Source organism: Pedobacter chitinilyticus, assembly GCF_003313385.1.
Classification (GTDB): domain Bacteria; phylum Bacteroidota; class Bacteroidia; order Sphingobacteriales; family Sphingobacteriaceae; genus Pedobacter; species Pedobacter chitinilyticus.
Genome location: NZ_QMHN01000002.1, coordinates 420,043 through 446,060 on the forward strand (window position 1 = coordinate 420,043; position 26,018 = coordinate 446,060).

The window sequence follows — 26,018 nt, forward strand, 5'->3', positions numbered from 1 at the left end:
GTCTGTAGTTTATATTGTTTATTTTAACATAAACTTAATACATTTTTTGGTACTTACAAATTTTTATTCTGCCATAACTAAAGCATTAATTAAAATTAGATTGTCCTTCATTTCATTTTTATAATTAAATTGGCTTCGGCCTAAAAGCAAACCAAAAACAAGATCCAACACCGATGAACAGAGTTAAAGCGCTGATATGCATTCTTATTCCTATTCTATTGGGATATTCCTTAAATACAAAATTTGGTGACCTTCCCCCCATCTTAAAGTTTTTAAATCCATTTACTGGGTTTTGGCAAAATGCGGAAGGTATGTCGCCTTCCAAAAACAAAAAAATTGTACTTAAAAATGCTAAAGACAAGATAGAAATTGCTTTTGACGACCGCATGATTCCGCATGTGTTTGCGCAAAACGACCACGACTTATATTATGCCCAAGGTTACGTTACAGCCATGCACCGACTTTGGCAAATGGATTTTCAAACCCGTTTTGCCGCTGGAAGGATATCAGAAGTAGTGGGCGAAAAAGCCATTGAAGTAGATAAATATCAACGTCGAATGGGCATGGTCTATGGTGCAGAGAACTCCTTAGAGGGCATGATGGCCGATCCACACGCAAAGGAAATGCTTTTAGCCTATACCCAAGGGATAAACGATTACATCAAATCATTGAATCGTCGCAACCTACCTGTAGAATATAAATTGTTAGATTTTAAACCTGAGCAGTGGACACCCATAAAATGTGCTTTGCTACTTAAACAAATGTCTGCCGTGTTAGCCATGGGATCTGACGAGTTTTACATGACCAACATCCTTAAAAAATACGGACCAGCGATTACTAAAGACCTATTTCCAGATTATCCATTTAAAGAAGATCCGATTATTCCAGTAGGCACTAAATGGGACTTTGCTCCCCTACCTATCCCTGCTACTCCTAAATCTTTTACCGACATGATGAGCACCAATATTGCCACCAAGCAGAAAGAGGAAGGTATTGGAAGTAACAACTGGGCAGTATCTGGGGTAAAAACGGCTTCTGGCTTTCCTATTTTAGCTAACGATCCTCACTTAGATTTAACTTTACCATCCATCTGGTATCAGATACAATTACACGCTCCTGGAGTGAATGCTTATGGTGTTTCTCTTCCTGGTGCTCCAGGAATTATTATCGGCTTTAACCAAAACATTGCTTGGGGTGTAACTAACGTGGCGGCCGATGTACTTGATTTTTATCAAATAAAATTTAAGGATGATAAACATCAAAGCTATTGGTACAATAACAAATGGCAAGACATTAAGCCCCGTTACGAAAAGATTAAAATAAAAGGTGCAGCTGATATTGTTGATACGGTACTCTATACGCATCATGGCCCTGTGGTTTATTTCCAAAAACCTAATTACGGTAGAGCAGCCAATGTGCCTACAGGTCACGCCTTACGCTGGATTGCTCATGACAAATCAAATGAGTTAAAAGCCTTTTATCTATTGAATAGAGGAAAGAATTATAACGACTATCGTAAAGCCTTACCTTATTTCACGGCTCCTGCGCAGAACTTTATTTTTGCAAGCGTAGATAACGATATTGCCATTACACCGAATGGTAAATTTCCGCTGAAATGGAAAAATCAAGGAAAATTTATTCTTGATGGCACTGACCCTAGCAACGATTGGCAAGGCTGGATTCCTGCTTCTCAAAACCCAACGGTTAAAAATCCACCGCGAAATTTTGTAAGCTCTGCCAACCAATCCTCAACCGATCCAAGCTACCCATATTATATCAATTGGGAGTTCTCTCCTTATGAAAGAGGGAAGCGAATCAACGACAGGCTAAAAGCAATGGAGAAAATTACTGCTGATAGCATGCGTAATCTACAAATGGATTCTTATAGCATTATGGCCGAAAACCTAGTGCCTTACTTACTTCCGTTAGTGAATATGGCTAATTTAAATGCCACTCAAAAAGAAGCGTTCAATCTCACTTCAAAATGGAATAAGTATTTTGATGCCAAATCTGTTGCGGCCAGCGTTTTTGATTTATGGACGAAAAGACTGTCTATTGAAATTTGGGATGACGAGTTTAATGACAAGCAAAATCCAATGCGTTATCCTTCTCGCGACAGAACCATTGAGTTGATACAAAAAGACCCTAATGCTAAATGGTTCGACAATGTAAACACTGCCAAAAAAGAAACCTTATCTGACTTGGTAAATAGCTCATTCAAATATGCCTGTGATAGCCTAGAAAGAAAATATGGCCCAATAGGCGAACATTGGCAATGGGCAAATGTAAAAAACACCAATGTCCCTCACTTGGCTAAAATACCTGGATTTGGCTCTAAAAAACTACTTATTGGCGGTTCAAAAAGCACTGTAAATGCTTTGAGCGAAAGCAACGGACCTTCATGGAGAATGGTGATAGAATTGGGCAAAACACCTAAAGGACATGGCGTTTACCCAGGTGGACAATCTGGAAATCCTGGCAGCCCTTTTTACGACAACATGATTGATGCTTGGGCTGAGGGTAAGCTGTACGAGCTCTTCTTTATGCAATCACCAGACGACAAAACAGGAAAAATTATCTCACGTTATAAAATTTCAAAAAAATAAAATGATCTTCATCGTTATTCTCATCATATCATTTGCCTTACAATCATTTTTCCCTTGGTGGGTAGTGATCGTAGTATCATTTGCTACTTGTGGCATTATTGGCAAAACTGGAAAAATTTCGTTTTGGCAACCTTTTTTAGCCATTCTTGTACTATGGACAGGCATGGCACTTTACAAAAGCATGCCCAATCATCACTTATTGGCTTCAAGAGTAGCCGAAATGTTTGGATTAAAAGTATGGCCCGCAATACTAGCGGTTACAGCCATTATCGGCGGTTTAGTAGCTGGCATTAGTGGTTTATGTGGTTATTACTTCAGAAAATCAACGATTACGTCAAAAGCCAAATCGTAATCAGCTAAAACTTTGTATTTTTGCCCAGTGAATTCAAGTCCTGGGCATTTTTTTTCGATCAGCAACGAGCAAGATTTTAATGAATCGGCTTTAGCTGTATTTAGGCATCAAGCAGTTAATTGCGAAGTTTATCGTCAGTATATTTCACACCTTGGCGTTAATCCACAAGAAATTAAACATTACCAAAACATTCCCTTCTTACCTATTAGTTTTTTCAAGTCACATGCGGTAGTTTCGTCCTCGGCACCAACGGAAATTACGTTTAGTAGTTCGGGCACTACTGGCCAAATGACCAGCAAGCATTTGGTACAAAAAGTATCCATTTACGAAGAAAGCTACAACAAAGCCTTCCAGCTTTTTTATGGCAAGCCTAGCGAATATTGCATTTTGGCCCTTCTACCTTCTTATCTGGAAAGAGATGGCTCTTCCTTAATCTATATGGTAGATGACCTGCTTAAGCAAAGTATCCACCCGTTAAGCGGTTATTTTTTACATAATCACCAAGAGCTATTCGAAACGTTGAACAAGCTTAAAGCTGATGGGCAAAAAACACTTTTGATTGGTGTTACTTATGCCCTTTTAGACTTTACCGAACTATACCAAATGGAATTTTCCGAGCTGATTGTAATGGAAACAGGTGGTATGAAAGGGAAAAGAAAGGAAATGGTAAGAGCCGAACTTCATCACTTGCTTTGTGATGCCTTTGGTGTTAAGCACATTCATAGCGAATACGGAATGACCGAATTGTTATCTCAAGCCTATTCTAAAGGCAGCGGCATTTTCGAATGTCCACCTTGGATGAAAGTACTTTTGAGAGATACTTCTGATCCATTGAGCATGCTTACCCAGGCCAATACCACTGGAGGGATCAATGTCATTGATTTGGCTAATGTAAACTCATGCTCCTTTATCGCCACTCAAGATTTGGGCAAAATACATGGAGAAAATAGTTTTGAAATTATGGGTAGGTTTGATAATGCAGACATTAGGGGTTGCAACCTTTTAGTCCAATAAAAAAGAGCCATATTCATTAATACGGCTCTTTCATTTTTATTAAGTGGCGATTACTTGGCAATAATCAAAAAGTAGCTTTTCTTTCCTTTTTGCACTACCAAAAACTCATCATTAATTAAATCCAAATTTGAAAAAGTAGTATTCAAATCGGCTACTTTATTTTTATTAATGCTTAAACCGCCGCCTTGTACGGTTTTCTTCACTTCTCCTTTAGAAGGGAAAACAGTGGTTTTTTCAGCCAATAAAGATGGGGTGTCCATACCATCGGCCAAATCAGCTTTTGCAATGTTAAACTGAGGAATGCCCTCAAAAATATCTAATACCTCCGCAGAAGACAATCCTTTTAAAAACTCTAATGAACCATTTCCAAACAAAAATTCCGAAGTTTTAATGGCAGTTTCCAAAGCCTCAGCCGAGTGAGTTCTAACAGTAATATCCTCCGCCAATGCTTTTTGCAAAATACGTAAGTGCGGTGCCTCATCGTGCTGTTGTTCCAAAGCCTCAATCTCTTCTTTACCTTTTAAAGTAAAAATTCTTATCCAAGCCTTTACATCACTATCTGATGAATTTAGCCAAAACTGGTAGTATTTATATGGTGAAGTTTTTACTGGATCTAACCAAATAGCACCACTTTCAGTTTTACCAAATTTAGTTCCATCAGCTTTTTTAATCAACTGGGTAGTTAATGCATAAGCAGTTCCTTGATCTTTTCTTCTGATTAACTCAGTACCTGTAACAATATTCCCCCACTGATCTGAACCACCCATCTGCAAAACGCAATTGTGGTGTTTCCACAAATAATAAAAATCGTAACCTTGCACTAATTGATAGCTGAACTCGGTAAATGACATTCCGTTATCTCCCTCTAAACGCTTTTTCACACTATCCTTCGCCATCATGTAGTTTACGGTAATATGCTTACCAACTTCTCGGATGAAATCTAGAAAATTGAAATTCTTGAACCAGTCGGCATTGTTAACCATTACCGCACCATTTCCCTCATCTTCAAACTTTAAAAATTTCGCTAGTTGCTTTTTCATCCCGTCCAAATTATGGGCAACCATTTCTTCTGTTTGTAGGTTACGTTCATCCGATTTTCCAGAAGGATCACCTACCATGCCTGTTGCACCACCAACCAAAGCAACAGGTTTATGTCCCGCTCTTTGGAAATGGATCAAGGTCATGATTTGGGTCAAATGTCCCACATGCAAAGAATCAGCCGTTGGGTCAAAACCAATATAACCAGCACACATGCCTTCATTCAGTTTCTGCTCAGTGTCGGGCATAATGTCGTGCAACATGCCTCTCCAACGTAATTCTTCTACAAAATTTATCATCTTTTTAACGATTTTAGGGCACAAAGATAACAATTAGCTGATTAACTAATTAGCCAATTAGCTAATGATTTGAGGCTTTTAGGCTTTTAGGCTATATTTACGAAATGAACTTTCTTTCGCATTTTTACTTCGACAGAAATACGCCAAACGCCAACATCGTTTTAGGCAGTATTTTGCCCGATCTTCTAAAAAATGCCAACAAGAGTTGGAATGTTCATCCGGAGAAACACCCCGAGTTATTTGAAAAAGATGGCTTAGATACTTTGTTAGAAGGTTGGAAAAGACATCTGCAGGTGGATCTCCTATTTCATTCATCAGATTTTTTCAATACCAAAACGCAACAACTTAAACAACTGCTGATCCCAATACTAAATGACACTCCAGTACGACCATCTTTTTTAGCACACATCGGAGTAGAATTGCTTTTGGACCATTTACTGGTCGAACATAAAAAAGTAGCGATCAACTCATTTTATGACCACTTAGAAGCGGTAGAGAATAAGGATTTGACAGATTTTCTCAACAAAAGCAACATTGACGACATCCAACTTTTCTTCAAGTTTTTCAACAGCTTTAAATCCAGTAGATACCTGTTAAGCTATCAAAAACTGGAGAATATCAGCTATGCCCTACAACGTATCTGCATGCGCTTATGGGAACGGCCTTTCACCGAAAAAACTACCCAACAACTCACCACTGTATTGGAATTTTACAAAAACCAATTGGAAGTAGATTTTATGATTATATTTGAGGAAATTGAAAATCGGTTAACATAACCATGCGCAAATATCAGCTACTCATCATTTTAGCTTTTTTTACCATTTCAGTCAATGCTCAAAGAAAATACAGCAATGAATTTTTGAACATTGGCGTAGGCTCCACAGCCTTTGGCTTATCAGGATCGGTAGTGGCTAGCGTAAATGATGTTACCGCTGGTTATTGGAATCCCGCTGGCCTTGCCCGTATGGAAACACCACGCCAAGCAAGCTTTATGCACTCCGAATACTTTGCAGGCATTGCCAAATACGACTACGGCTCATTCGCTACCTCAGTGCAAGACAATACTGCAGTCATTGGTGCTTCAATTTTACGTTTTGGAGTCGATGATATTCCAGATACCTCTGAACTCATTGATGCCGATGGCAATATCAATTACGATAGGGTCAAGAAATTTTCTGCTGCCGATTATGCTTTTATCTTTTCTTATGCCAGAAAAAAAGGAAAAAAAGGTATTGGCAACGAAGATGGGCTAAGCTATGGTGCCAATGTAAAAGTGATCCACCGTTTGGTAGGCGAATATGGTAAATCATGGGGTTTTGGGTTAGATGCTGGCGTACAATACAAAAAGGGGAAATGGATTTTTGCGGCGGTAGGAAAAGATATTACCTCTACGTTTAATTCCTGGAGCTACAATGCTGATAAGCTTTCTACGGTATATGCTACCACAGGAAATGATATCCCTAAAAGCTCTACTGAAACCACTAATCCTCGTATCGTATTAGGCGTTGCGTATGCCACTCCATTGAGTGAAAAATTCAACATTATGGCCGAAACCAATGTAAATTTAACTACCGATGGCAAAAGAAATGTTTTGGTGAGTGCCGATCCGGTAAGCGCTGATCCAACAATTGGTCTTTCTGTCGATTTCAAAAAAACAATCTTCCTTCGTGGCGGGTTAGGCAACATTCAAAAATCAACCGATTTTACTGGGAAACAAATCTACACCTATCAACCTAATATGGGTGTCGGCATCAAAATCAAGAATTTCTCTTTAGATTACGCCTTAACCAATGTGGGCAACAGTTCCGATGCACTTTACAGCAACGTGTTTTCCATTAGACTAGATTTCGAGAAAAAATAATTTCATTTTTTGAAAAGCAATTGTTCAGCTAGTATTTAAGCAAGTCCCGCTTTCACTCATAGCCTTGGCTTCGTTACACTTCGCCTTCGGGCTAATCCGTTCAATCGGGTTTATACCACAAAAACCTGTAAGCAAATCTTTGCGCTCTTTACGAAACTCTTCATATTCTTTGCGTTAAAGATAAACCGCAAAGATTTTAAGAAGTCGCAAAGCACGGAAAAACTAAACTTGCCCTTCGTCCTAAAATAAAACAACTTTCCAATGACAACAGAAACATCCTTGTCTTCTAAATTTGTATAAAACCTTTAATCATTATGAAAGCAGTAGGATTTAAAACTTCCCTTCCCATATCAGATCCCAATAGTTTTATTGAGTTTGAAACTGAAAAACCTAGTCCTGTAGGACATGAATTACTTATTAAAATAAAAGCAATTGCCGTTAACCCTGTCGATTTTAAAATCAGACAAAATGCGGCAAAAGATACCATATTAGAACAACCAAAAATTATTGGCTGGGATGCCACTGGTGTGGTAAAAGCAGTCGGTGAAAACGTTACCCTATTTAAAGTTGGCGATGAAGTATATTACGCGGGTGATATTACCAAACCAGGTTGCAATGCCGAATTTCAAGTAGTTGACGAGCGCATTGTCGGCAAAAAACCTAAAAGTTTAAGCGATCAGGCTGCTGCAGCCATACCACTTACAGCACTTACCGCTTGGGAAATCTTATTTGATAGAATTAGGATCAGTGCTGAAAAAGACAAAGGCAAAACCTTGCTCATTATCGGCGGTGCTGGTGGTGTAGGCTCCATTGCCATCCAATTAGCTAAAAAAATTACCAATCTTAAAGTCATCGCCACCGCATCAAGACCAGAAACCATCGAATGGTGCAAACAAATGGGCGCCGATGTAGTAGTCAACCATAAAAACCTTTTGGAGGAAGTGAGAAATGCAGGATTTCAATTTGTAGACTTCATTGTAGACTTTGTAGACACCAATAGCTATTGGGACGTTATGGCCGAATTAATTAAACCACAAGGCCACATCGCTTCTATTACCGGTAGTGCAACTCCAGTAGCATTAAATAAACTAAAAACGAAAAGCGCTAGTTTTTCTTGGGAATTCATGTATACACGATCGACCTTTCAAACGGAAGATATGATTGAACAACACCAAATATTAAATAAAGTGGCTGATTTATTAGACGAAGGTATCCTTGTGAATACGCTTACGCAAACCTTCCAAGGACTTTCTGCGGAAAGCCTAAAGCAAGCACATCAGCAGTTAGAGTCGGGAACGACCATTGGAAAATTGGCGATTAAGTACTAGGCAGCAACCTACTTATTTGAAGTTAAGAAAATTTAAAGTTCCGAACACTTAGGGCACAAACCAGAAAGCGTGAAATTTACTTCCTTTACCTGATATTTATTCGGCAATTTGAACGAAGGAATGACATCCTCCAGGCAGGTAACAGATTTGCACTTTTCACAGCTAAAATGCAGGTGATTATGATGATGCTGGGTTTCACAATCGTGGCACTCAGCATATTTAATCACCCCATCTACATTCACAATCCTATGAACAGAGCCCTCATCAACCAATCGATCTAATACCCTGTAAATGGTTACGCGGTCACACAAATCATTTAGTTCATGCTGAATTTCGGCATGCGACAAAGCCACTTCTGAATTGCTGATGAGCTTTTTGATTTCTGTTTTCGCTATAGTATTCCTTGTAATCTTCATTTTATAAAAAGCTGATACAAATATACGAAATATTGGCCATCAACTTATTGATAGACCAATTTGACACCCAGTAGGGATTCTAAAATAAGTTCTTAATGATTTGCTCAGTAGTTAAGCCTTCTGCCTCTGCTCTATAATTACGTACAATTCTATGGCGTAAAATGGCCTCAGCTACTGCCTGTACATCTTCAATATCAGGAGCATACTTTCCAGAGATGGCTGCGTGGCATTTAGCACCTAAAACCAAGAACTGCGATGCCCTTGGTCCAGCACCCCACGAAATAAAGTTATTGATTTCAGCCGTAGCGAACTCGCTATTAGGACGTGTTTTTGCAACCAGCTTCACTGCATATTCCAACACATTATCTGTTACTGGAATATTTCTGATCAATTTTTGGAAATATTGAATTTCGCTGGCATTAATGATTTTTTGCAAATCAACCGTTCGATTACTTGTGGTATTTTTTACAATCATTAATTCATCAGCAAATGCTGGATAATCTAACGAAATATTGAACATGAAACGGTCCAACTGCGCTTCTGGTAATGGATAAGTTCCCTCCTGTTCAATTGGATTTTGAGTAGCCAATACAAAAAATGGCTGAGGTAGACTATGGGTAACTCCCGCAGCGGTTACAGCCTTTTCCTGCATTGCTTCTAACAATGCGGCCTGCGTTTTAGGTGGCGTACGGTTAATCTCATCCGCCAAAATAATATTCGAGAAAATTGGGCCTTTAATAAATTTAAAGTGTCTATCCTCTCCCAAAATTTCTGCCCCGATAATATCGCTAGGCATCAAATCTGGCGTAAACTGAATACGGTTAAAATCAAGGTCTAATACATTAGCAACGGTTTGCACCAAAAGTGTTTTGGCCAATCCTGGCACACCTACTAACAAACAATGCCCATTGCTAAAAATAGCAATGAGCACTGATTTTACAATTTCGTCTTGTCCAATTACAACTTTACCTATTTCGGCTTGTATATTCTTGAACGATTGATGCAGGGCATCAACAGCTTCTACCTCGTTTTTAAACTGCATTCGCTATTTACTGTCTTTATCTTTCTTCAACCAAATTTTCAGCTCGTCACAAGTGGCAAACTCATCATCAACTTTAATATAAGTAGTTTCCCTTCTTTTTTCAAACCATTCACTAATTTTCTTACTTTTCTTCTCTCCTTCGGCCTGTTCTTTAAATTTAGGATAATCCTGCTCCAAACTAGCTTTATGCGGCGGTATTTTAGATTTTAGGAAAAAGATTTTATAACCTTCTTTACCACTTTGTGGATCACTAAATTTTACGGGTTGTGAAACACTTCCGACTTTCATGGTATCAATCACTACGAACACTGCCGGATCTAATTTTTCGATAGGAAGAAAAGTTGTTCTAGCAGTTTGGTTATCTGCATAAAGCATCATACCACCATTGTATTGTGTTTCTTTATTATCTGAATAAAGAGATGCAGCAGCAGCAAACGGTAATTTTTTACCGATAATATCTTGGTAAATACTATCTGCTTTCAATTTAGTACGCTCTAGACTTTGTGGTGTGCTTTGCGGACGGATCAAAATATGCCTCACATGCGCTTGCTCACCCCTACGTTCTATTACCTGTACAATATGATAACCATATTCTGTTTCAAAAACAGGCGACATCTCCCCTGCTTTAAGTTTAAAAGCCCAAGCGGTAAATTCCTTCACCATGGTTTGCCTATCAATAAATCCATAGTCACCACCTTCTGATGCCGAACCTGGGTCTTCTGAATATGATTTGGCCAAGAAACCAAAATCTTCACCACTTTTTACACGTAAACGGAGTGCTTCCAGTTTATCATAATATTTTTGCTTTTCAGCTTTAGTCAATTTAGGTTGCAATACAATTTCACCTACTTCTACCTCAGCACCAATATCAGGTAAACTATCTTTAGGGTAGCTATCAAAATATTTTTTTACTTCTAAAGGCGTTACACTCGTATTTTCGGTAATTTTTGCTTGCATTTTTTGAGCAATCAAACCTTCTTTTACATCTGTTCTCATCTCATCTTTATATTGCAATAAAGATTTTTGCAAGAATTGCTCTAAACGTTCTTGCCCACCCATACGTTGAACCTGATAACGCATTTTTCTATCCAATTCATCGTCAACTTGGCTCTCTTCCACAACGATAGAGTCAATTTCAGCCTGTTGTTTCAAAAGTTTCTGGATGAGCATTTGCTGTAAGAAATAGCATTTAGCCCTTGGATCTGCAGGGTTCCCCTGATTTAAATAAATCGCATATTGTTGATTAAGGTCGGAAAGCAAGATGATATTACTACCTACTACCGCTACCACCTTATCCAAATTAGGATTTGTATTTTGCGCCTTAACATTCAAAAACAAGCACATCAAAAGGCCTGCTATTGATAAAAATCTCTTCATTAGTATGTTAAATTCTGTTGTATAATTTACAAAGTTAAAATTATTGAGCGTAGTCTCTTAACAAAGCCATTATTGCTTCGCCAATTTTTTAAGCTCAGATTGGTTCACCTTAATTTTATATTTGGACCTTAAGCTGCTAATCCAATCATTTTCCAGCTGTTGTTGGTAATCACCTATCACCTGCCCTCTCACCTCGCTAAATTGTTTGCCTTCATACTTTTTGGCATTAGTAGCAAAATAAGTTTTAATCTGTTCTTCATCATCTTGTGCTTTCGACCATATTTTCTGCTCGCAAACATTGAACATCAGCACGCCTTCCCTATATTCATTCATGATGTAAGCATACTCTGGTGAACTTACAGGAACTTTATTTTGGGATTTCAAAGCTTCCTCGTAGCCAGCAATTTCTTGCTTATAAGCTTCGTCAGCATCTAAACCCAATGCCTTAGCTTCTGCAACCTTCAATTTAAAGTTCACATACAACTCCAAATAAGCTGCCAAATCTTTATAATCTAGTTGATGTTCACCAGCATGATTTTTCTTGTAAACCCATAAAAATTCCTTGCTGTTAATTGGATTTCCATTAATTGATGCCACATTTTGGGCGTATAAAAGGTTTCCAGCAACAGTAAAAATTAGAGCTAAACAGGCTTTTTTCACAAAAGATGCGTTTTAATTATTGGATAAAAGTAACAATTTAAGGTGCTATAATAAGATATTTAACTAATTTTAACAGAAATTTTTCCATAAAAATGAATAGCAGCCAACTTATTACTAACGCAGAAGCTTTACGTTTATTTTTTACCGAAGATGTTTACTTGGCTGGAGACATGACAACGATGGAAAATCAGCCTGTAGAACCCCCAAAACAGACTGCAGCAGTGGAGCAAGCGATTGTTGAAGTGCCCAAACTGGAAGAACCAGCGCCAAGTTACGGTCAGGTTTTCGATTTCAAATATTTGGGCAAAAACGAGAAGAAGATTCTGATCCTCGTAAACGACACTGAAAACCCAGTAAGCACAGAACAAGGAAGAGAATTGCTGAGAAAACTGGTACTTGCCATGAATCTTAAAAATGCTGACTTTGCATTGCTCAATTACTCGGCCTATACTAGTGCCAAATTTGAACATTTAAGTGCATTTTTCTCTTGTAAGTTTCTCCTTTCTTTTGGGGTATCATCAAATGAATTAGGCCTCGGACAACAGCTATTGCATCAATTACATGTCCTCCAAAACACCAATATGATTTTCACCCATAACCTGCATGCATTGGACGCAGATGTAGCATCAAAGAAAACACTTTGGGGAACATTAAAAAACTTGAAAGTATGATCAAAAAATTGGTTTTTGCAACCAACAACACTCATAAAACAGACGAAGTTGCTAATATCCTAGCACCTGAATACCAAGTACTCAATTTAAAAGACATCAATTGCTTGGTAGATATTCCAGAAACAGGAGACACTTTTGCCGAAAATGCTACTTTGAAAAGTACCTATGTGTACCAAAATTATCATCTAGATTGTTTTGCGGATGACAGTGGATTGGAAGTAGAAGCTTTAAACAATGAACCTGGAATTTTCTCTGCAAGATATAGTGGCATAAAGGATGACAATACCAATTTGCAGTTGTTATTGAAAAATTTAGAGGGAAAAAGCGACCGAAAAGCGAGGTTTAAAACGGTCATTTCTCTACTTAAAAATGGTGAAAACCACTTATTTGAAGGAGTGATTGAAGGCACCATTAGAACTGAACCGACGGGTTCCAAAGGGTTTGGCTACGATCCTATTTTCCAACCCGATGGATACGATATTACTTTTGCAGAAATGGAAATGTCTGAAAAGAACAAAATAAGCCACAGAGCTTTGGCCATGCAAAAGCTGATAGATTTTCTAAGAAACGATAATAGCTAAATTCTTGAAATATCACCACTTCGTCGTTTATTCATCATTTATGGTATTGATTGGAGAGTTGCATTTAAAGACTTACGAAGTTTTCGAAACTTCGTAAGTCTACCTGCTAAGATGCTACAAGTAAGTCCATTTGCTAAGATAATAACAAAAAGCCCCGCAATCTGGAGATTGAGGGGCTTAATTTTTAAGCGATAAAATTACTTTTTACTTTTATCTATTGCTCGGTTAATCACATCTTGTATGCGTGGACGGATATTTAACTTCCCTAACATTTCACTTACGGTAGGGTGCACACGATTAGTTAAAATAACGTAAACCATGTTGCGAGATGGGTCTGTCCAAACGCCAATTCCAGTGTAACCAGTATGTCCAAAAGTTTGTGGCGAAGCCAATTCAGAAGGATATTTTTTACTCAAATCTGGATCCCATCTGTCAAAACCTAGGCCTCTTCTGCTCACATCAGATTGCTTGCTGGTAAACATTTCTACCGTTTGTGGTGTAAAATATTGTTCTCCGCCATAAGTTCCTTTGTTTAACAACATTTGATTGTAAATAGCTAAATCATTAGCGGTACCAAATAAACCTGCATGACCAGCTACTCCCCCTTTTAAGGCCGCACCTTGGTCATGTACATAACCTTCTAGCAAGGTTTTTCTAAACACTTTATCATCTTCTGTGGGCACAATTCGGTCCTTTGGAAATCTATTTCTTGGCAAGTATCCTGCAGTTTGCATCCCCAATGGGACATAAAAATTTTGTTGTACATATTGATCTTCTGGTATTTCTGAAATATGCTCTACAATATCCTGCATCACGTACATACTGATATCGCTATATACATAACTCCCTCTGGTTTTAATTGGAGAGTTCAGCATTTTTGGCCACATGAAATCGTTAAAGAAACCCTTTTTGATATAGTAGTTATCGGCTACTTTGGTTGGATAAGCCGCTGAAGAATCTCTACTGTAATCGCCTTCCTTCACAAAGTTATGAAACGGGATGTAAGGGATAAATCCTGCTTGATGCAGCATCACCTCTCTCACATTAATTCCATTCATGGGCGTGTTGCGGGCCTTTGCAATATAATAGCCTACGTTGGTATCTAATTTTAGCTTATTTTGTTCTACCAAACGCATTACACTTGGCGTGGTTGCAGTTGTTTTGGTTACCGACGCCAAATCAAAAATATCCGTCACTTTATCGGCAATTTGGTTATCATAAGTGTGATAACCGAAAGCTTTATTGTAAATCACCTTTCCATCTTTTGCAACTAGTACCACCATGCCTGGAGAGGCTTTCTTAGCAATTCCTTCGTTTACAATGTCATCAATTTCTCTTAAATCATTACTGTTTACCCCTGCATCTTCGGGTACCGTATATTTCAAACGAGTAGCTTGGGTAAGATAGCCCGTTCCCTGTACGTATTTAGCAGAATAAGTTTTATCCAACATTTGAGTAGCTCCAATACCACCAAATATAAATTGCGGCACGACCAAAGCAGCTTCTTCATTATCCTCTGAACTCCAAACCAAGGGCGCATTCAACTGATCAAAAGAACTTAAAGCATTTCCATTACCAAACAGAGCCACTACTACTTCTTTGCTTTTGGCCAAATTGCCAATAAAACTGATATACTTTGCATTCTTGGCCATATCACTATTTAACGCCACAATAATGGTATTGTAGAACTTCAGATCATCTTCCAAATCATTTAAAGTGGTGGAATCTGCGTATTTGGCAGCACTTAAACTACTCACTGGGGCATACTTATTTAAAAGGCTATCAAAGCCGATTTGATAGGCATATCCCAAGCCAATAGATGCTATTTTCTTCTCGGCCAACCCTATCACTGGAATGAAATTTTGATAGTTATTAAGCAATACCGTATGCTTCACTACATCGTTCATTTTGTTTAAACGATTTTGGTTTTGTTTATGATCTTGGGCGCAGGCAGTAAAGGAAACAACAGCAGTTAAACAAATGGCAATCACGCCCATCAGATTATTTTTTCTCATAAACTTTTTCTCCGTTAATGTATGTTCTAATTACTTTATTTTCTAAAATTTGTTTTGCATTCGCTTTCAATAGGTCGTTTTCCATCAGCACAAAGTCGGCGAATTTACCAACTTCCAAGCTACCTTTTTCTTTCTCTTCAAAGTTTGATTTGGCCGCCCAAATGGTCATTCCTCGCAGTGTTTCTTCAGGGGTTAAGGCATTTTCTACTTGAAATCCTGTAGCTGGCCAACCCGCAGCATCTTTCCTTACTGTTGCCGCATAAAAAGTAAGCATCGGGTTAATTTGCTCCACAGGAAAATCAGTCCCTAAAGGAAGCCAACCATTTTGTTGCAACAATTGTTTGTAGGCATAAGCACCTTTTATTCTATCTTTCCCCAATCGATCTTGCGCCCAATACATATCAGAAGTAGCGTGAGTAGGCTGTACCGATGGCACGATCTTCGCCTTTCCGAAAAGTTCAAAATCCTCTGGAGCTACCACTTGCGCATGCTCTATGCGCCAACGTTTATCATTATTAGGACCTAAAACTTGATTATATATTTTAAGAATGGCCCGATTTGCAGAATCGCCGATGGCATGTGTACACATTTGGAAATTATGCTCGTTGATCTTCTTTGCTACTTTTTCGAAATGCGCTAAATCACTCAACAAAAATCCCTTTTTATTGGGCATATCGCTATAAGGATGTAACAGACAGGCACCTCTAGAGCCCAAGGCACCATCTCCATATACTTTAAATGACCTTACATTTAATCGATCTGTTTTAATGGCTCCTCGTTTGATGAGATAATCATAATTTTTTTCATTATCAGAAAGCATCACATAGAAACGCATTTTTAAATCGTTGTTTTTTTGCAATCGCTCTATGCCTTCTACCGCTTCATAGTCCAAACCACAATCATCAATAGTGGTTAAACCTACCGCAAAGCAATTTTCCTGTGCTTGCAAAAGCAAGGTTTTCATTTGCGCATCAGTCAGCGCAGGAATCTTACTGTTCACCAAATCAACAGCATTGTCAATGAGTACACCTGTAAGTTTGCCATCTTTTTCAATGATCTCTCCGCCCGTAAGTTCATAAGCTTTTGTAATGCCAGCTGCTTCAAGCGCTTTTTGATTGGCAATGGCGGCATGACCATCAATTCGGGTAAGCAAAACAGGTCGATCAGGGAAAAGCTCATCTAATTTATCTTTAGTAGGAAACTGTTTTCCAGGCCAGTCATTTTGATCCCAGCCTCTACCAGTTAGCCAACCATCAGAATGAGTTCTTGCAAATTCCTGCAACCTGGACAATACCTCTTCCCATGATTTAGCTTCCGTTAAATTGGCGTTGTTTAAGCTTTGAGCGTAACCAAAAAAGTGTGCATGAGCATCTATAAAACCTGGATAAATAGCTTTTCCTTGGCCATCTAATATTTCTTTAGAAGGGTATTGGGCTTTAATTTCTTCCGATTTCCCTAAGGCTAGAATCTTACCATCTTTAATCGCCATGGCCTCTACGACTTCAAATCCTTCACTTATGGTATAGATACGGGCGTTATAAACGACCAGGTCAGCCTCCTGGCTATTGCAGGACATCAAAAATAATGCGATGGCCACAAATATTACAGCGATGATTTTTCTCATGCAAGATAATTTTGGTTTTGATTTTAAAGATAGAAAAGTTTAAGTTAAGCAGCCCCATTTTTTCCAACCATCGGGGAAAAAAGACCTCATTAACAACTAGCAAAAATTCCAAAAACCTGCTTTAAATGCTTTAAATGTATTTTTTGATTGCGGCATATTTTTAGAAATAAAAACAGCATCAACCTCCAGACATTTTCGTCTACTTATGCATGAACCCTTTGTCTACTTACAAATCGTTAGCACTCTCTATCTACCTATGAAAAACTTAACATGCTAAGTGTAAAAACTTGTTTTTAAATTACATAACTTTGCCGCATTCGTCAATATTCCTATTTATATAATGCCCATCCTCAACAAACATGTCTTTTTACTTGCCTGTTGCTCCTTGGGATTTCTGCTATTTTTTAATTCCTGCGGTAGGCCTTCACCAATGGAAACAGCTACTAATTTTATGGGTCACAAAGGTAGCGGTAACAACAACTATAACGACTTTTTGATAGAGAACACTCTTCCTGCAGTGCAAAATGCTGCTGGCAGATTAGATGGTGTGGAACTGGACATACAAATGAGCCTTGATGGTACGCCTTGGGTTTGGCACAATAGTGATTTGAGTGGTTTTGTTTGCAATAGTTCTTCTCAAGGGATTATTCCAGAGATGAGAGATGTGGACATTGAAAAAGTCAGAATTTGCCACAAAAATAAAACAGATCGTATTTATAGGCTTTCGGAAATTGTGGATTGGAATAACAATACGGGTATAGGCTTGTATCTTTCATTAGATATTAAAATATCATTTAGTGCAAACACTTTCAGTTTATACGGAGACAGAAATGGCTATTTAACCCAACTGGCGACAAGCTTAGCACAAGTATTCCAAAATTATAGGTTTATTGATAGGACCTTGGTAGAAGTAGACAGTCAGCTATTTTGCACTCGCCTAAAATCAAACAATGCTACTAAGGGAATTACCACTTGCTTTATGAGGTATGAACCTATGCCACAAAAAATAAATAATGCCCTTAGGTTAGGTTATGATGGATTAAGCTGTAATTACATGGATCCTACGGTCACGAAAGAAACGGTTGCCGCAGCAAGAAAGGCAGGCTTAAAAGTACAATTGTGGACTCCTTATTACAGAGACGAACTTAGGATTGCTTTCGCCATGAGCCCTGATTTTATCCAAACCGATAACATTTATGCAAAGCAGGCTTTAAATGTTAGGTAATTCCTGCCAATCTATCCTCTACAAACACAAAAGGTAATAAACTTCTAATTCCTTCTACCTTCATAATCTGTCCATTTAAACAATAGAAAATTACGGTAATTGGCGATTTCTGTTTTTGCTCAAACTCTGCCATTACTTGCAAACAAGCCCCACATGAAGTCACTGGATTTTTAATATCAAAACTTTCAGTAAATGCGGTAATGGCCATAGCTTTCACTACTGCGTTTGGTTTTGAAGAACCAATAGCAAAAAATGCGACCCTTTCGGCACATAAACCTGAAGGATAAGCCACATTTTCTTGGTTGCTTCCTAAAACAATTTCTCCATCGGCCAATTGTATTGCAGTGCCAACTTTAAACTTAGAATAAGGCGAATATGATGTTTTTAATGCGTCTTCTGCCCTCATACACAAAAGTTTGTCCTCCACAGAAAGCTCATTGATATGTTCGTAGGTTTGGTAGCTAATATTGAAATTATGTACATTCATAAACTAAACATACAAATTAGAATTAATAATTGAATGTTGACTGCCAAACTTTATGGGAGTAGTTTTGTTTGCTTAAAGTGGCGAAAAGCCATTTTAGAATAAATAACTATATTGAACCATCAAAAAACAACTACTCTTGAACAAATATTTTAGAAAAGGCCTTAAAATCATTTTGTGGATAATTGCCAGTGTTATTTTATTGGTAGTACTTATTGCGCTTTCTTTAAATATTCCAGCAGTCCAAAATTTTGTAAAGGATAAGGCCATTGGCTACCTTAAAAACAAAACAAAAACAGAAGTACGACTCGAAAGTATCAAAATTGCACTTCCTAAAGATGTGGTACTGAACAAGTTTTACATCGAAGATCTTAATAAGGATACCCTTCTTTATGCTGAAAAATTACAGGTAGACATTAGTCTTTTTAAGCTGCTAAAAAACACAGTAGAAATCAATTACCTCGAACTTAAAAACATTAGAGCGAACGTAAAAAGAATTAATCCTGATACCACTTTTAACTTTTCTTTTTTGGTAGATGCCTTTATGAGCGACCAGAAGAAACCAGACGAAAAAGTAGAAAAAGATACCACTTCTACTTTAAAATTTTCCGTAGATAAAGTTCGTTTTGAAGACATTGGGCTTACCTACAGAGATGATGTAGCAGGTAACAACGTAAAGTTTTATTTAGGCAAACTGGAAACAAAAATTAAAGATTTTGATTTGGCCAATCAAAAGTATGTCATCAAAAGCTTTACGGTAAACAACACTTCTTTGGTTTACTTGCAGCAAAAGCCTTTAACCCAATTAGTGCAGCATTTGACCAATAGTGTAGATAGCGTCCAACAAGAGCAAGGTAAACTGCCTACCATTGAGGTGCAAAAGTTCGAGTTCAATAATGTGAAGGTTAATTACGACGACCAGTTGACTACTACCAACGCCGTAGCAAATGTGAATAAACTTGCTTTCGATAATTTAAAGGTTGATTTAACCAATGGTCGTTACGTTACCGACAATGCAGAACTGGCCAATTCCTTTGTTAAATTTGCGTTTAAACCTGCTCCTAGCAACGATTTAAGCAAGGTTAAAGATACAGTCGTGGCCGAAGAATCAACTTTGGCACTGGCCATCAAAAAAATCAACCTCATTAACAATCAACTACAGTTTGATAATTTAGGAACCAAGCCGCTTAAGAAAGGAATCGACTTTAATCACTTGAATATTGAAGGTCTTAATTTGGGTGCTGAAGACGTAAATTATAGCAGTAAAGGCATCACCGCCAAGGTAAAAAATGGCTCATTAAGTGATAAAAGTGGCTTTGTGTTAAGTGCTTTAAGAGGCGATGCTATTTATAACGACAAGCAAATCAAGCTGGACAATTTTGTACTAAAAACACCAAATACCAGTATCGAAAATGCAACAGATCTTAGTTTTACTTCTTTAGATGATTTGACCAAAAATCCAGAACGTGTAAAGCTAAAAATAGACTTCAAAAACACCACCATTGGATTAAAGGACGCGACGTTTTTCAGTGATGCGTTACCAAAGCAATACCTAAATCAGAAAATCAAGGTAAATGCCAAAGTTGATGGTTATTTAAATCGCCTCAACATTCCGCAGTTGCAAATTAGTGGTTTAAGCAATACCCAAATTGATGTGAATGGGAAAGTCAACAATGTGACCGATATCAACAGGGCTTACCTTGACTTGAACATTAAAAAAGTACACATCACCAAAGGTGATATTCTGGCTGTAGTACCTAAAACATCTTTACCACCAAGCATCCAGCTCCCTAACGTAATTGATGCCAGCGGTAAATTCAAAGGCACTATGACTGATTTCAGCACTAACTTAAATGTAAAATCAGATATGGGCGGAGCTGTTTTAGCAGCAACCATGAATGGCCCAAAAGGCAGAGAAAAATATAAAGCCGATATAAGCTTAAACAACTTCAATGTAGGGCGACTGTTGAAACAAGAACCTACTTTGGGGAGAATTTCGGCCAAAGCCGCCGTAGTAGGCACAGGTTTAGATCCTAAAAAAATAAATGCACAATTTAACGCTACGGTACTAAGTGCTTATTACAACAAATACAACTATCGCAATTTGAAGTTGTCAGGCAAATACGCCAACCAAAATGTAGCCATCAAAGGAAACATGCCCGATAGTAACGTGAATGTGGAGTTAAGTGCCACCGCCAATTTAGCAGGCAAATACCCCGCAGCTAAAGCAAATGTGGCACTAAAACAAGTCGATTTACAAAAACTGAACTTTAGTAAAACAGAATTTAGATTTGCTGGAAACATTAAAGCCGATATCAAAACTGCTGATGTGGACTACTTGAATGGCGATGTGTTTGCTACAGGCTTACAATTGGTCAAAGAAGGCAAAAAGTTTAATGTAGACACCATTCGTTTACACGCCGTTTCAACCGCTACCGAAAATAAATTGGTACTCAAATCAGAGTTGCTTAATGCAACCGTAGATGGAAAATATCAATTGAGTAAAGTTGGCAGCGCCATCATTAATCAAATCAATAAATATTATCAGTTTGGCGAAGTCACCAAAATACCGCCACAACGCATCCGTTTTACGGCAAACATTTACAATCCTAAATTTTTACAAGATTTTGTACCGTCCCTCACCACCTTTTCTCCTTCCAAAATCAACGGTTTAATTGATACGGAGAAAGATAGTTTGTTGATGAATGCCGTATTTCCGAAAATCACCTACAATAAAATCAACTTAGACAGTATTAAATTAAATGTAGGTAATGAAGGTGAAAAACTTAATTATCGTTTATTCGTCAATAGCATTACCAATCCATCTATTGCTTTATTCAATACCGAAGTTTCTGGTTCCGCAGCAGATAATAAGCTGGATTTAAATGTTTTTCTACGCGACAGGCAACGCAAAGACAAATATGTGATTGCTGGTATTTTCCAATCCATCAACAAAGATTTTCGTTTCAATTTAGATCCTAATAAGTTACTACTGGATTACGAAAAATGGACAGTAGCTCCAGAAAACTATATCCAATTCGGAGAATCAGGCATCTTGGCCCATCAGTTTAATATCAGTCAAGGTTCGCAATTGTTGAGCATTAACAGTACTTCCGAGACTCCAAATTCACCCTTAAAAGTAGAATTTAAAGATTTTCAAATTGAAACTCTTACCAAATTTGCAGAAACCGATACCACTTTAGTTGGTGGAGCCATCAATGGTACAGTAGACGTGAAAGACTTAGTTTCAAATCCTAAGTTCGAAGCTGATATCACCATCTCTAAACTACGTTACCAAAAAGATGAATTGGGTGATTTAAAAGCCATCGTTAACAACAATACTGAGAATGCTTTTGAGGTTGACGTGAGTTTAAAAGGCGTACACGAACTATCGGCCAAAGGGTTTTATTACACCGCTCCTCAAAGCAATTTGGATTTGAATATCGACATCAGTAAAATTGATTTACGACAAATAGAAAGTGTTAGTCTTGGACAAATTAAGCAAGGAAAAGGAACCATTACGGGTCAGTTTACCGTAAAAGGTGAGTTAAGCAAGCCACAAATTTTAGGAGCATTAAAGTTTAATGATGCTGGTTTTAGGGTAGCTTACATCAACTCCTATTTCACCATGCCTAACCAAGAGATCGCTTTCAACAACGAGGGCATCCGTTTCAACAACTTTACCTTGGTGGATTCCTTAGGCAAAAAAGCTACGGTTAACGGAATGGTTTACACGAGTGATTTCAGCAATGTGCGCTTTGGACTCGACATCAAAACAAACAATTTTAGAGCGATCAATTCAACGGCTCAAGATAACGATATGATTTACGGAACGGTGTTCTTAAGCAGTAATATCCGTGTACGTGGCGATTTGAACCAGCCCGATGTAAACATGAATGTCACCGTTGAAAAAGGCACCAAGTTTTATTATGCCATGCCAGTGAACGATCCTTCGGTAATTGACCAAGAAGGTATTGTGCAATTTATTGATGCAGATGCGCCACCTTTCAATGGACAAAAGGATTTAAAAGCCGATAGCATCAGTAAATCGCCAATTAAGGGAATTAACCTAGTGGCTGATATCAATATTGATCCAGAGGCAGAGCTGAACGTAGTGGTCGACCCCGCCAATGGTGATATGTTAACCGTTAGAGGCGATGCCGATTTAAATGCGACAATGGATGCTAGTGGTAAAATCAGTATGACCGGCCGCTATGAAATTGTTGATGGTTCTTACAGCCTATCTGTTGGGCCATTGGGTAAAAAACCTTTCAAATTGGTTAAAGGAAGTACCATGATTTGGACTGGTGAACCTACCGAGGCAAACATCAATTTAACGGCACTTTACGAAGTGAATGCAGCGCCTATCGATTTACTGAACCAACCAGATTTGGTACAGGCAAAAACCAAATTGCCATTTCAAGTTTATTTATACATGAAAGGCGAATTGTTAAAACCCATCATCTCGTTTAAAATTGATTTACCAGAAAATGAGCGGGGCACCGAAATTGGAAGCTTAGCTTATACCAAGTTACAAAGTGTAAATCGCGACGAAAACGAGCTAAACAAACAGGTTTTTGCTTTGTTGGCCTTAGAAAGATTTATAGCGAACAACCCTTTCCAAAGTTTAGCAGGTGGCGGTGGTGGGATATCTACATTAGCCCGCTCTAGTGTAAGTAAATTATTGACCGAGCAATTGAATAATCTTGCTTCAGACTTGATACAGGGAGTGGATGTGAATTTCGGAATCAACTCTTCTGAAGATTACTCTACAGGTAGTTTAGAGCAAAAAACTGATTTAGAAGTAGGCTTATCTAAAAAATTACTAAACGACCGACTCACTGTAACCGTAGGAAGTTCATTTGCACTGGAAGGCCCACAAAATGCCAATCAAAGTGCCACTAATATTGCTGGAAATGTAAATGTAGAGTATGCCCTATCCCGAGATGGACGCTACCGTTTGAGGGCTTATCGACGCAACCAAACCGAAAGTGTAATTGAAGGACAAATTATAGAAACAGGACTGGGCTTTACGCTGGTGGTAGATTATAACCGATTTAGAGAAATATTCCAAAAACGTAGAAACAGAAATAGAAATGAAGCAGAGCAAAAACCAAAAAATGAAAAAGCTAATTAAAATAAGTGCTTTCATATTGGCTTGTTTTCTGCTAGCCAATTGTAGCAATACCAGATTTCTAAAGCCTGGGCAAAATCTATATACGGGAGCCGAAGTAAAAATCAATCCCGACTCGTCGTCTAAAATAGCCAATGAAAAACAGGTAAGAAAAACTTTGGAGAGTAAAACACGTCCTCGCCCCAATAAGTCTATTTTAGGGTTAAAACCAAAATTATACATTTACAACCTTGCTGGAGAACCTAAAAAGCCAAAAGGATTTAGAAACTGGTTACGTAATAAAGTGGGCGAACCGCCAGTATTAATGAGTGAAGTGAAACTGAAATACAATAGTGATGTATTAAAAAGTTTCCTCATTAGCCAGGGCTATTTACAGGCAGAAGTTACTGGCGATACCGTGATCAAAAGAAGAAAAGGAAAAGCTATTTACACGGCTTCAACTGGTGTACGCTACAAAATAAATGAAATTACTTTCCCTCCTGATACAGGTGATTTGACTCACAACATCAACCAGAACAAAGGCAAAACATTACTAAAACGTGGCGATTTTTATGATTTGGACACTTACAAAAATGAGCGTATCCGCATTGACAATGACTTAAAAGAAAGCGGCTATTTCTATTTTAGTCCGGAGCATTTGATTTTACAGGTAGATAGTACCATCGGTAATCACTTAGTGAACATTAATGTACGTATTAAAACCATTGCGCCAGATGCTGCTCTAAAACCTTACACCGTGAGGAACATTAACATTTACCCGAGCTACAGCTTGCGAAGAGATAGTATTTTAAGGCGATCAAAACCATTACAATACAATGATTTCAATATCTACGACAATCGCAATACTTACAAGCCTCGGGTTTTTGACAGGCTGGTATTCTTTAAAAAAGGAGAAAGATACAATCGCAAAGACCATAACCAATCCTTAAACAGGATGGTGAACTTAAATGCTTTTCAAGATGTAAGGGCAGAATTTTTGCCGATAGACAGTTTCAAAAACAACCAGCTTGATTTGAATATCTATCTCACCCCATTGAAGAAAAACTCACTTACCTTTTCGGTAACGGGCACCCAAAAATCCAATAACTTTATTGGGTCAGAGCTGAAAATTACGCAAACTACCCGTAATATTTTCAGGGGAGCCGAACAATTGGATGTGAGCGCCAGTGGTGGCTTTGAAACGCAATACAGCGGACAGGCCAAAGGCATTAACTCTTACTCCCTTACTGGAGAAGCAAAACTCACACTGCCTCGTTTTATCGTACCTTTTTATAAACCACGAAGCACCAATGCCTTTACGCCAAAAACCATTGTTTCATTGGGCTATCAATTGCTGAGCAGAGATACCGTTTACAAACTGAACTCTTTCAAAGCGCAATACGGTTACAACTGGAAAGAAAACCAGTTTAAGGAGCACAATTTTTTCCCAGCGTCTATCAACCTGGTAACTTCAAATAAAGATACTACCTCTGTTGCTTATAAAAAGCTTATTGAGCAAAACCCGGGGTTGCAGTACACCTTAGAAAACCAGTTCATCATTGGTAGTAATTATAACTTTACTTATACCAACCAGATGCAGGAAAAACGTCGCCATAACTTATATTTCTTTGGCGGTTTGGAAACCAGCGGAAATGTTTGGGGACTTTTTGCAAGTAAAGGTCCAAATGGAGACCGCAGGGTATTAAATACTACATTATCCCAGTTTGTAAGGATAGAAACCGATTTGAGAAGTTATTACAAAATCAATCCAGGAGTAATTTGGGCCAATCGCTTAAATTTAGGTTATGGATATGCTTATGGCGGTAGTAGTTCCCTTCCATTCGTTCGTCAGTTTTTTGCAGGTGGCACCAACGACATAAGGGCTTTTAGAGCTAGATCGTTAGGACCTGGAACCTACCAAGTACAAAACAACAACACTGGCTTCGCCGATCAAGGTGGTGATGTGAAGATGATGCTCAATTCGGAATTAAGATTTAAAATCGTGAGCATCCTTCATGGTGCTGCTTTTGTGGATGCGGGAAATATTTGGTTGCGTAAAGGTGATCCCGATAGGCCAGGCTCTGCTTTCAAGCTCAAAAATTCATTCGATGAACTTGCAGTAGGTACAGGTGTTGGTTTACGGGTTGATGCCACTATATTTGTCATCCGCCTAGATGGCGCTTTTCCTATTCGTAAACCTTTTTTACCTAAAGGACAACGTTGGGTAATAGATGATATAGATTTTGGCAGTAAAGGTTGGAGAAGAGATAATCTTGTTTTAAACATTGGCATCGGATATCCATTTTAATAAC

Annotated in this window: 19 protein-coding genes; 11 read left to right on the top strand and 8 right to left on the bottom strand. The window is 38.2% G+C overall.

From position 1 onward, the window contains the following. The first annotated feature begins 173 nt into the window (after positions 1 to 173). The 3 genes from DUT70_RS08635 to DUT70_RS08645 are packed head-to-tail and all read left to right on the top strand — an operon-like array spanning position 174 to position 3,972. Positions 174 to 2,606 carry a penicillin acylase family protein gene (locus DUT70_RS08635; RefSeq protein WP_113646926.1) on the top strand — a complete coding sequence of 811 codons (2,433 nt, stop codon included), beginning with the start codon at positions 174 to 176 and terminating at the stop codon, positions 2,604 to 2,606. Between the two features lies 1 nt (position 2,607). Further along, a complete protein-coding gene (locus tag DUT70_RS08640; protein ID WP_113646927.1) occupies positions 2,608 to 2,958 on the top strand; it encodes a hypothetical protein in 351 nt (116 codons plus the stop codon). 27 nt (positions 2,959 to 2,985) lie between these two features. After that, on the top strand, positions 2,986 to 3,972 hold the full coding sequence (locus DUT70_RS08645; RefSeq protein WP_113646928.1) for a LuxE/PaaK family acyltransferase: 987 nt from the start codon (positions 2,986 to 2,988) through the stop codon (positions 3,970 to 3,972). Between the two features lie 50 nt (positions 3,973 to 4,022). Here the strand turns inward: DUT70_RS08645 and tyrS are convergent, their stop codons facing one another. Then, positions 4,023 to 5,306, bottom strand: coding sequence for a tyrosine--tRNA ligase (gene tyrS, locus DUT70_RS08650; protein WP_113647216.1), 1,284 nt, complete (start codon positions 5,304 to 5,306; stop codon positions 4,023 to 4,025). A 107-nt stretch (positions 5,307 to 5,413) separates the two neighbouring features. On the opposite strand from tyrS, the gene DUT70_RS08655 reads away from it, so the two are divergent. The 3 genes from DUT70_RS08655 to DUT70_RS08665 all read left to right on the top strand — a co-directional run bounded on the left by DUT70_RS08655 (position 5,414) and on the right by DUT70_RS08665 (position 8,498). Continuing rightward, on the top strand, positions 5,414 to 6,085 hold the full coding sequence (locus DUT70_RS08655; protein WP_113646929.1) for an ACP phosphodiesterase: 672 nt from the start codon (positions 5,414 to 5,416) through the stop codon (positions 6,083 to 6,085). 2 nt (positions 6,086 to 6,087) lie between these two features. Further along, complete coding sequence (locus DUT70_RS08660) at positions 6,088 to 7,170, top strand: putative type IX sorting system protein PorV2 (protein ID WP_113646930.1); 1,083 nt, start codon at positions 6,088 to 6,090, stop codon at positions 7,168 to 7,170. 314 nt (positions 7,171 to 7,484) lie between these two features. Next, entirely contained in the window at positions 7,485 to 8,498 is a 1,014-nt protein-coding gene (locus DUT70_RS08665) for a zinc-binding alcohol dehydrogenase family protein (RefSeq protein ID WP_113646931.1), read from the top strand. A gap of 32 nt (positions 8,499 to 8,530) precedes the next feature. On the opposite strand, the gene DUT70_RS08670 is transcribed toward DUT70_RS08665, so the two are convergent. From DUT70_RS08670 to DUT70_RS08685, 4 genes are all read right to left on the bottom strand, one after another. Next, a complete protein-coding gene (locus DUT70_RS08670) occupies positions 8,531 to 8,914 on the bottom strand; it encodes a Fur family transcriptional regulator (RefSeq protein WP_113646932.1) in 384 nt (127 codons plus the stop codon). A gap of 79 nt (positions 8,915 to 8,993) precedes the next feature. Further along, positions 8,994 to 9,956, bottom strand: coding sequence for an AAA family ATPase (locus tag DUT70_RS08675; RefSeq protein ID WP_113646933.1), 963 nt, complete (start codon positions 9,954 to 9,956; stop codon positions 8,994 to 8,996). A 3-nt stretch (positions 9,957 to 9,959) separates the two neighbouring features. Next, complete coding sequence (locus tag DUT70_RS08680) at positions 9,960 to 11,333, bottom strand: peptidylprolyl isomerase (RefSeq protein ID WP_113646934.1); 1,374 nt, start codon at positions 11,331 to 11,333, stop codon at positions 9,960 to 9,962. A 69-nt stretch (positions 11,334 to 11,402) separates the two neighbouring features. After that, on the bottom strand, positions 11,403 to 11,993 hold the full coding sequence (locus DUT70_RS08685; RefSeq protein ID WP_113646935.1) for a hypothetical protein: 591 nt from the start codon (positions 11,991 to 11,993) through the stop codon (positions 11,403 to 11,405). Between the two features lie 92 nt (positions 11,994 to 12,085). Between DUT70_RS08685 and DUT70_RS08690 the strand changes: the two genes are divergently transcribed. Continuing rightward, positions 12,086 to 12,664, top strand: coding sequence for a hypothetical protein (locus DUT70_RS08690; protein WP_113646936.1), 579 nt, complete (start codon positions 12,086 to 12,088; stop codon positions 12,662 to 12,664). After that, a complete protein-coding gene (locus tag DUT70_RS08695) occupies positions 12,661 to 13,245 on the top strand; it encodes a non-canonical purine NTP diphosphatase (protein ID WP_113646937.1) in 585 nt (194 codons plus the stop codon). The genes DUT70_RS08690 and DUT70_RS08695 overlap by 4 nt, the downstream gene beginning before the upstream one ends. A 197-nt stretch (positions 13,246 to 13,442) precedes the next feature. Here the strand turns inward: DUT70_RS08695 and DUT70_RS08700 are convergent, their stop codons facing one another. Continuing rightward, positions 13,443 to 15,260: a serine hydrolase domain-containing protein gene (locus DUT70_RS08700; protein WP_113646938.1), complete on the bottom strand. Its 1,818-nt coding sequence runs from the start codon at positions 15,258 to 15,260 to the stop codon at positions 13,443 to 13,445. Next, a complete protein-coding gene (locus DUT70_RS08705) occupies positions 15,247 to 16,884 on the bottom strand; it encodes an amidohydrolase (RefSeq protein ID WP_113646939.1) in 1,638 nt (545 codons plus the stop codon). Before DUT70_RS08705 ends, DUT70_RS08700 begins: the two co-directional genes overlap by 14 nt. 430 nt (positions 16,885 to 17,314) lie before the next feature. Here DUT70_RS08705 and DUT70_RS08710 point away from each other — a divergent pair, with 430 nt between their 5' ends. Beyond that, positions 17,315 to 18,109, top strand: coding sequence for a glycerophosphodiester phosphodiesterase (locus tag DUT70_RS08710; RefSeq protein ID WP_162926596.1), 795 nt, complete (start codon positions 17,315 to 17,317; stop codon positions 18,107 to 18,109). Here the strand turns inward: DUT70_RS08710 and DUT70_RS08715 are convergent. Next, the gene (locus DUT70_RS08715; protein ID WP_113646941.1) at positions 18,102 to 18,596 is read right to left on the bottom strand and encodes a cytidine deaminase; all 495 of its coding nucleotides are present in this window, start codon (positions 18,594 to 18,596) and stop codon (positions 18,102 to 18,104) included. The genes DUT70_RS08710 and DUT70_RS08715 overlap by 8 nt on opposite strands. Before the next feature lie 136 nt (positions 18,597 to 18,732). Between DUT70_RS08715 and DUT70_RS08720 the strand changes: the two genes are divergently transcribed. Together DUT70_RS08720 and tamL are read left to right on the top strand one after the other, a co-directional pair. Then, positions 18,733 to 23,730, top strand: a complete 4,998-nt coding sequence (locus tag DUT70_RS08720; protein WP_113646942.1) for a translocation/assembly module TamB domain-containing protein — start codon at positions 18,733 to 18,735, stop codon at positions 23,728 to 23,730. Then, positions 23,714 to 26,014, top strand: coding sequence for a translocation and assembly module lipoprotein TamL (gene tamL, locus DUT70_RS08725; protein ID WP_113647217.1), 2,301 nt, complete (start codon positions 23,714 to 23,716; stop codon positions 26,012 to 26,014). The genes DUT70_RS08720 and tamL overlap by 17 nt, the downstream gene beginning before the upstream one ends. Positions 26,015 to 26,018 lie beyond the last annotated feature (4 nt).

Excerpts from the sequence above, each read along its gene's own strand:
- DUT70_RS08635 (WP_113646926.1), top strand. The coding sequence starts at position 174 with ATGAACAGAGTTAAAGCGCTGATATGCATTCTTATTCCTATTCTATTG.
- DUT70_RS08640 (WP_113646927.1), top strand. The coding sequence starts at position 2,608 with ATGATCTTCATCGTTATTCTCATCATATCATTTGCCTTACAATCATTT.
- DUT70_RS08655 (WP_113646929.1), top strand. The coding sequence starts at position 5,414 with ATGAACTTTCTTTCGCATTTTTACTTCGACAGAAATACGCCAAACGCC.
- DUT70_RS08660 (WP_113646930.1), top strand. The coding sequence starts at position 6,088 with ATGCGCAAATATCAGCTACTCATCATTTTAGCTTTTTTTACCATTTCA.
- DUT70_RS08665 (WP_113646931.1), top strand. The coding sequence starts at position 7,485 with ATGAAAGCAGTAGGATTTAAAACTTCCCTTCCCATATCAGATCCCAAT.
- DUT70_RS08670 (WP_113646932.1), bottom strand. The coding sequence starts at position 8,914 with ATGAAGATTACAAGGAATACTATAGCGAAAACAGAAATCAAAAAGCTC.
- DUT70_RS08675 (WP_113646933.1), bottom strand. The coding sequence starts at position 9,956 with ATGCAGTTTAAAAACGAGGTAGAAGCTGTTGATGCCCTGCATCAATCG.
- DUT70_RS08680 (WP_113646934.1), bottom strand. The coding sequence starts at position 11,333 with ATGAAGAGATTTTTATCAATAGCAGGCCTTTTGATGTGCTTGTTTTTG.
- DUT70_RS08690 (WP_113646936.1), top strand. The coding sequence starts at position 12,086 with ATGAATAGCAGCCAACTTATTACTAACGCAGAAGCTTTACGTTTATTT.
- DUT70_RS08695 (WP_113646937.1), top strand. The coding sequence starts at position 12,661 with ATGATCAAAAAATTGGTTTTTGCAACCAACAACACTCATAAAACAGAC.
- DUT70_RS08700 (WP_113646938.1), bottom strand. The coding sequence starts at position 15,260 with ATGAGAAAAAATAATCTGATGGGCGTGATTGCCATTTGTTTAACTGCT.
- DUT70_RS08705 (WP_113646939.1), bottom strand. The coding sequence starts at position 16,884 with ATGAGAAAAATCATCGCTGTAATATTTGTGGCCATCGCATTATTTTTG.
- DUT70_RS08710 (WP_162926596.1), top strand. The coding sequence starts at position 17,315 with ATGGAAACAGCTACTAATTTTATGGGTCACAAAGGTAGCGGTAACAAC.
- DUT70_RS08715 (WP_113646941.1), bottom strand. The coding sequence starts at position 18,596 with ATGAATGTACATAATTTCAATATTAGCTACCAAACCTACGAACATATC.
- tamL (WP_113647217.1), top strand. The coding sequence starts at position 23,714 with ATGAAAAAGCTAATTAAAATAAGTGCTTTCATATTGGCTTGTTTTCTG.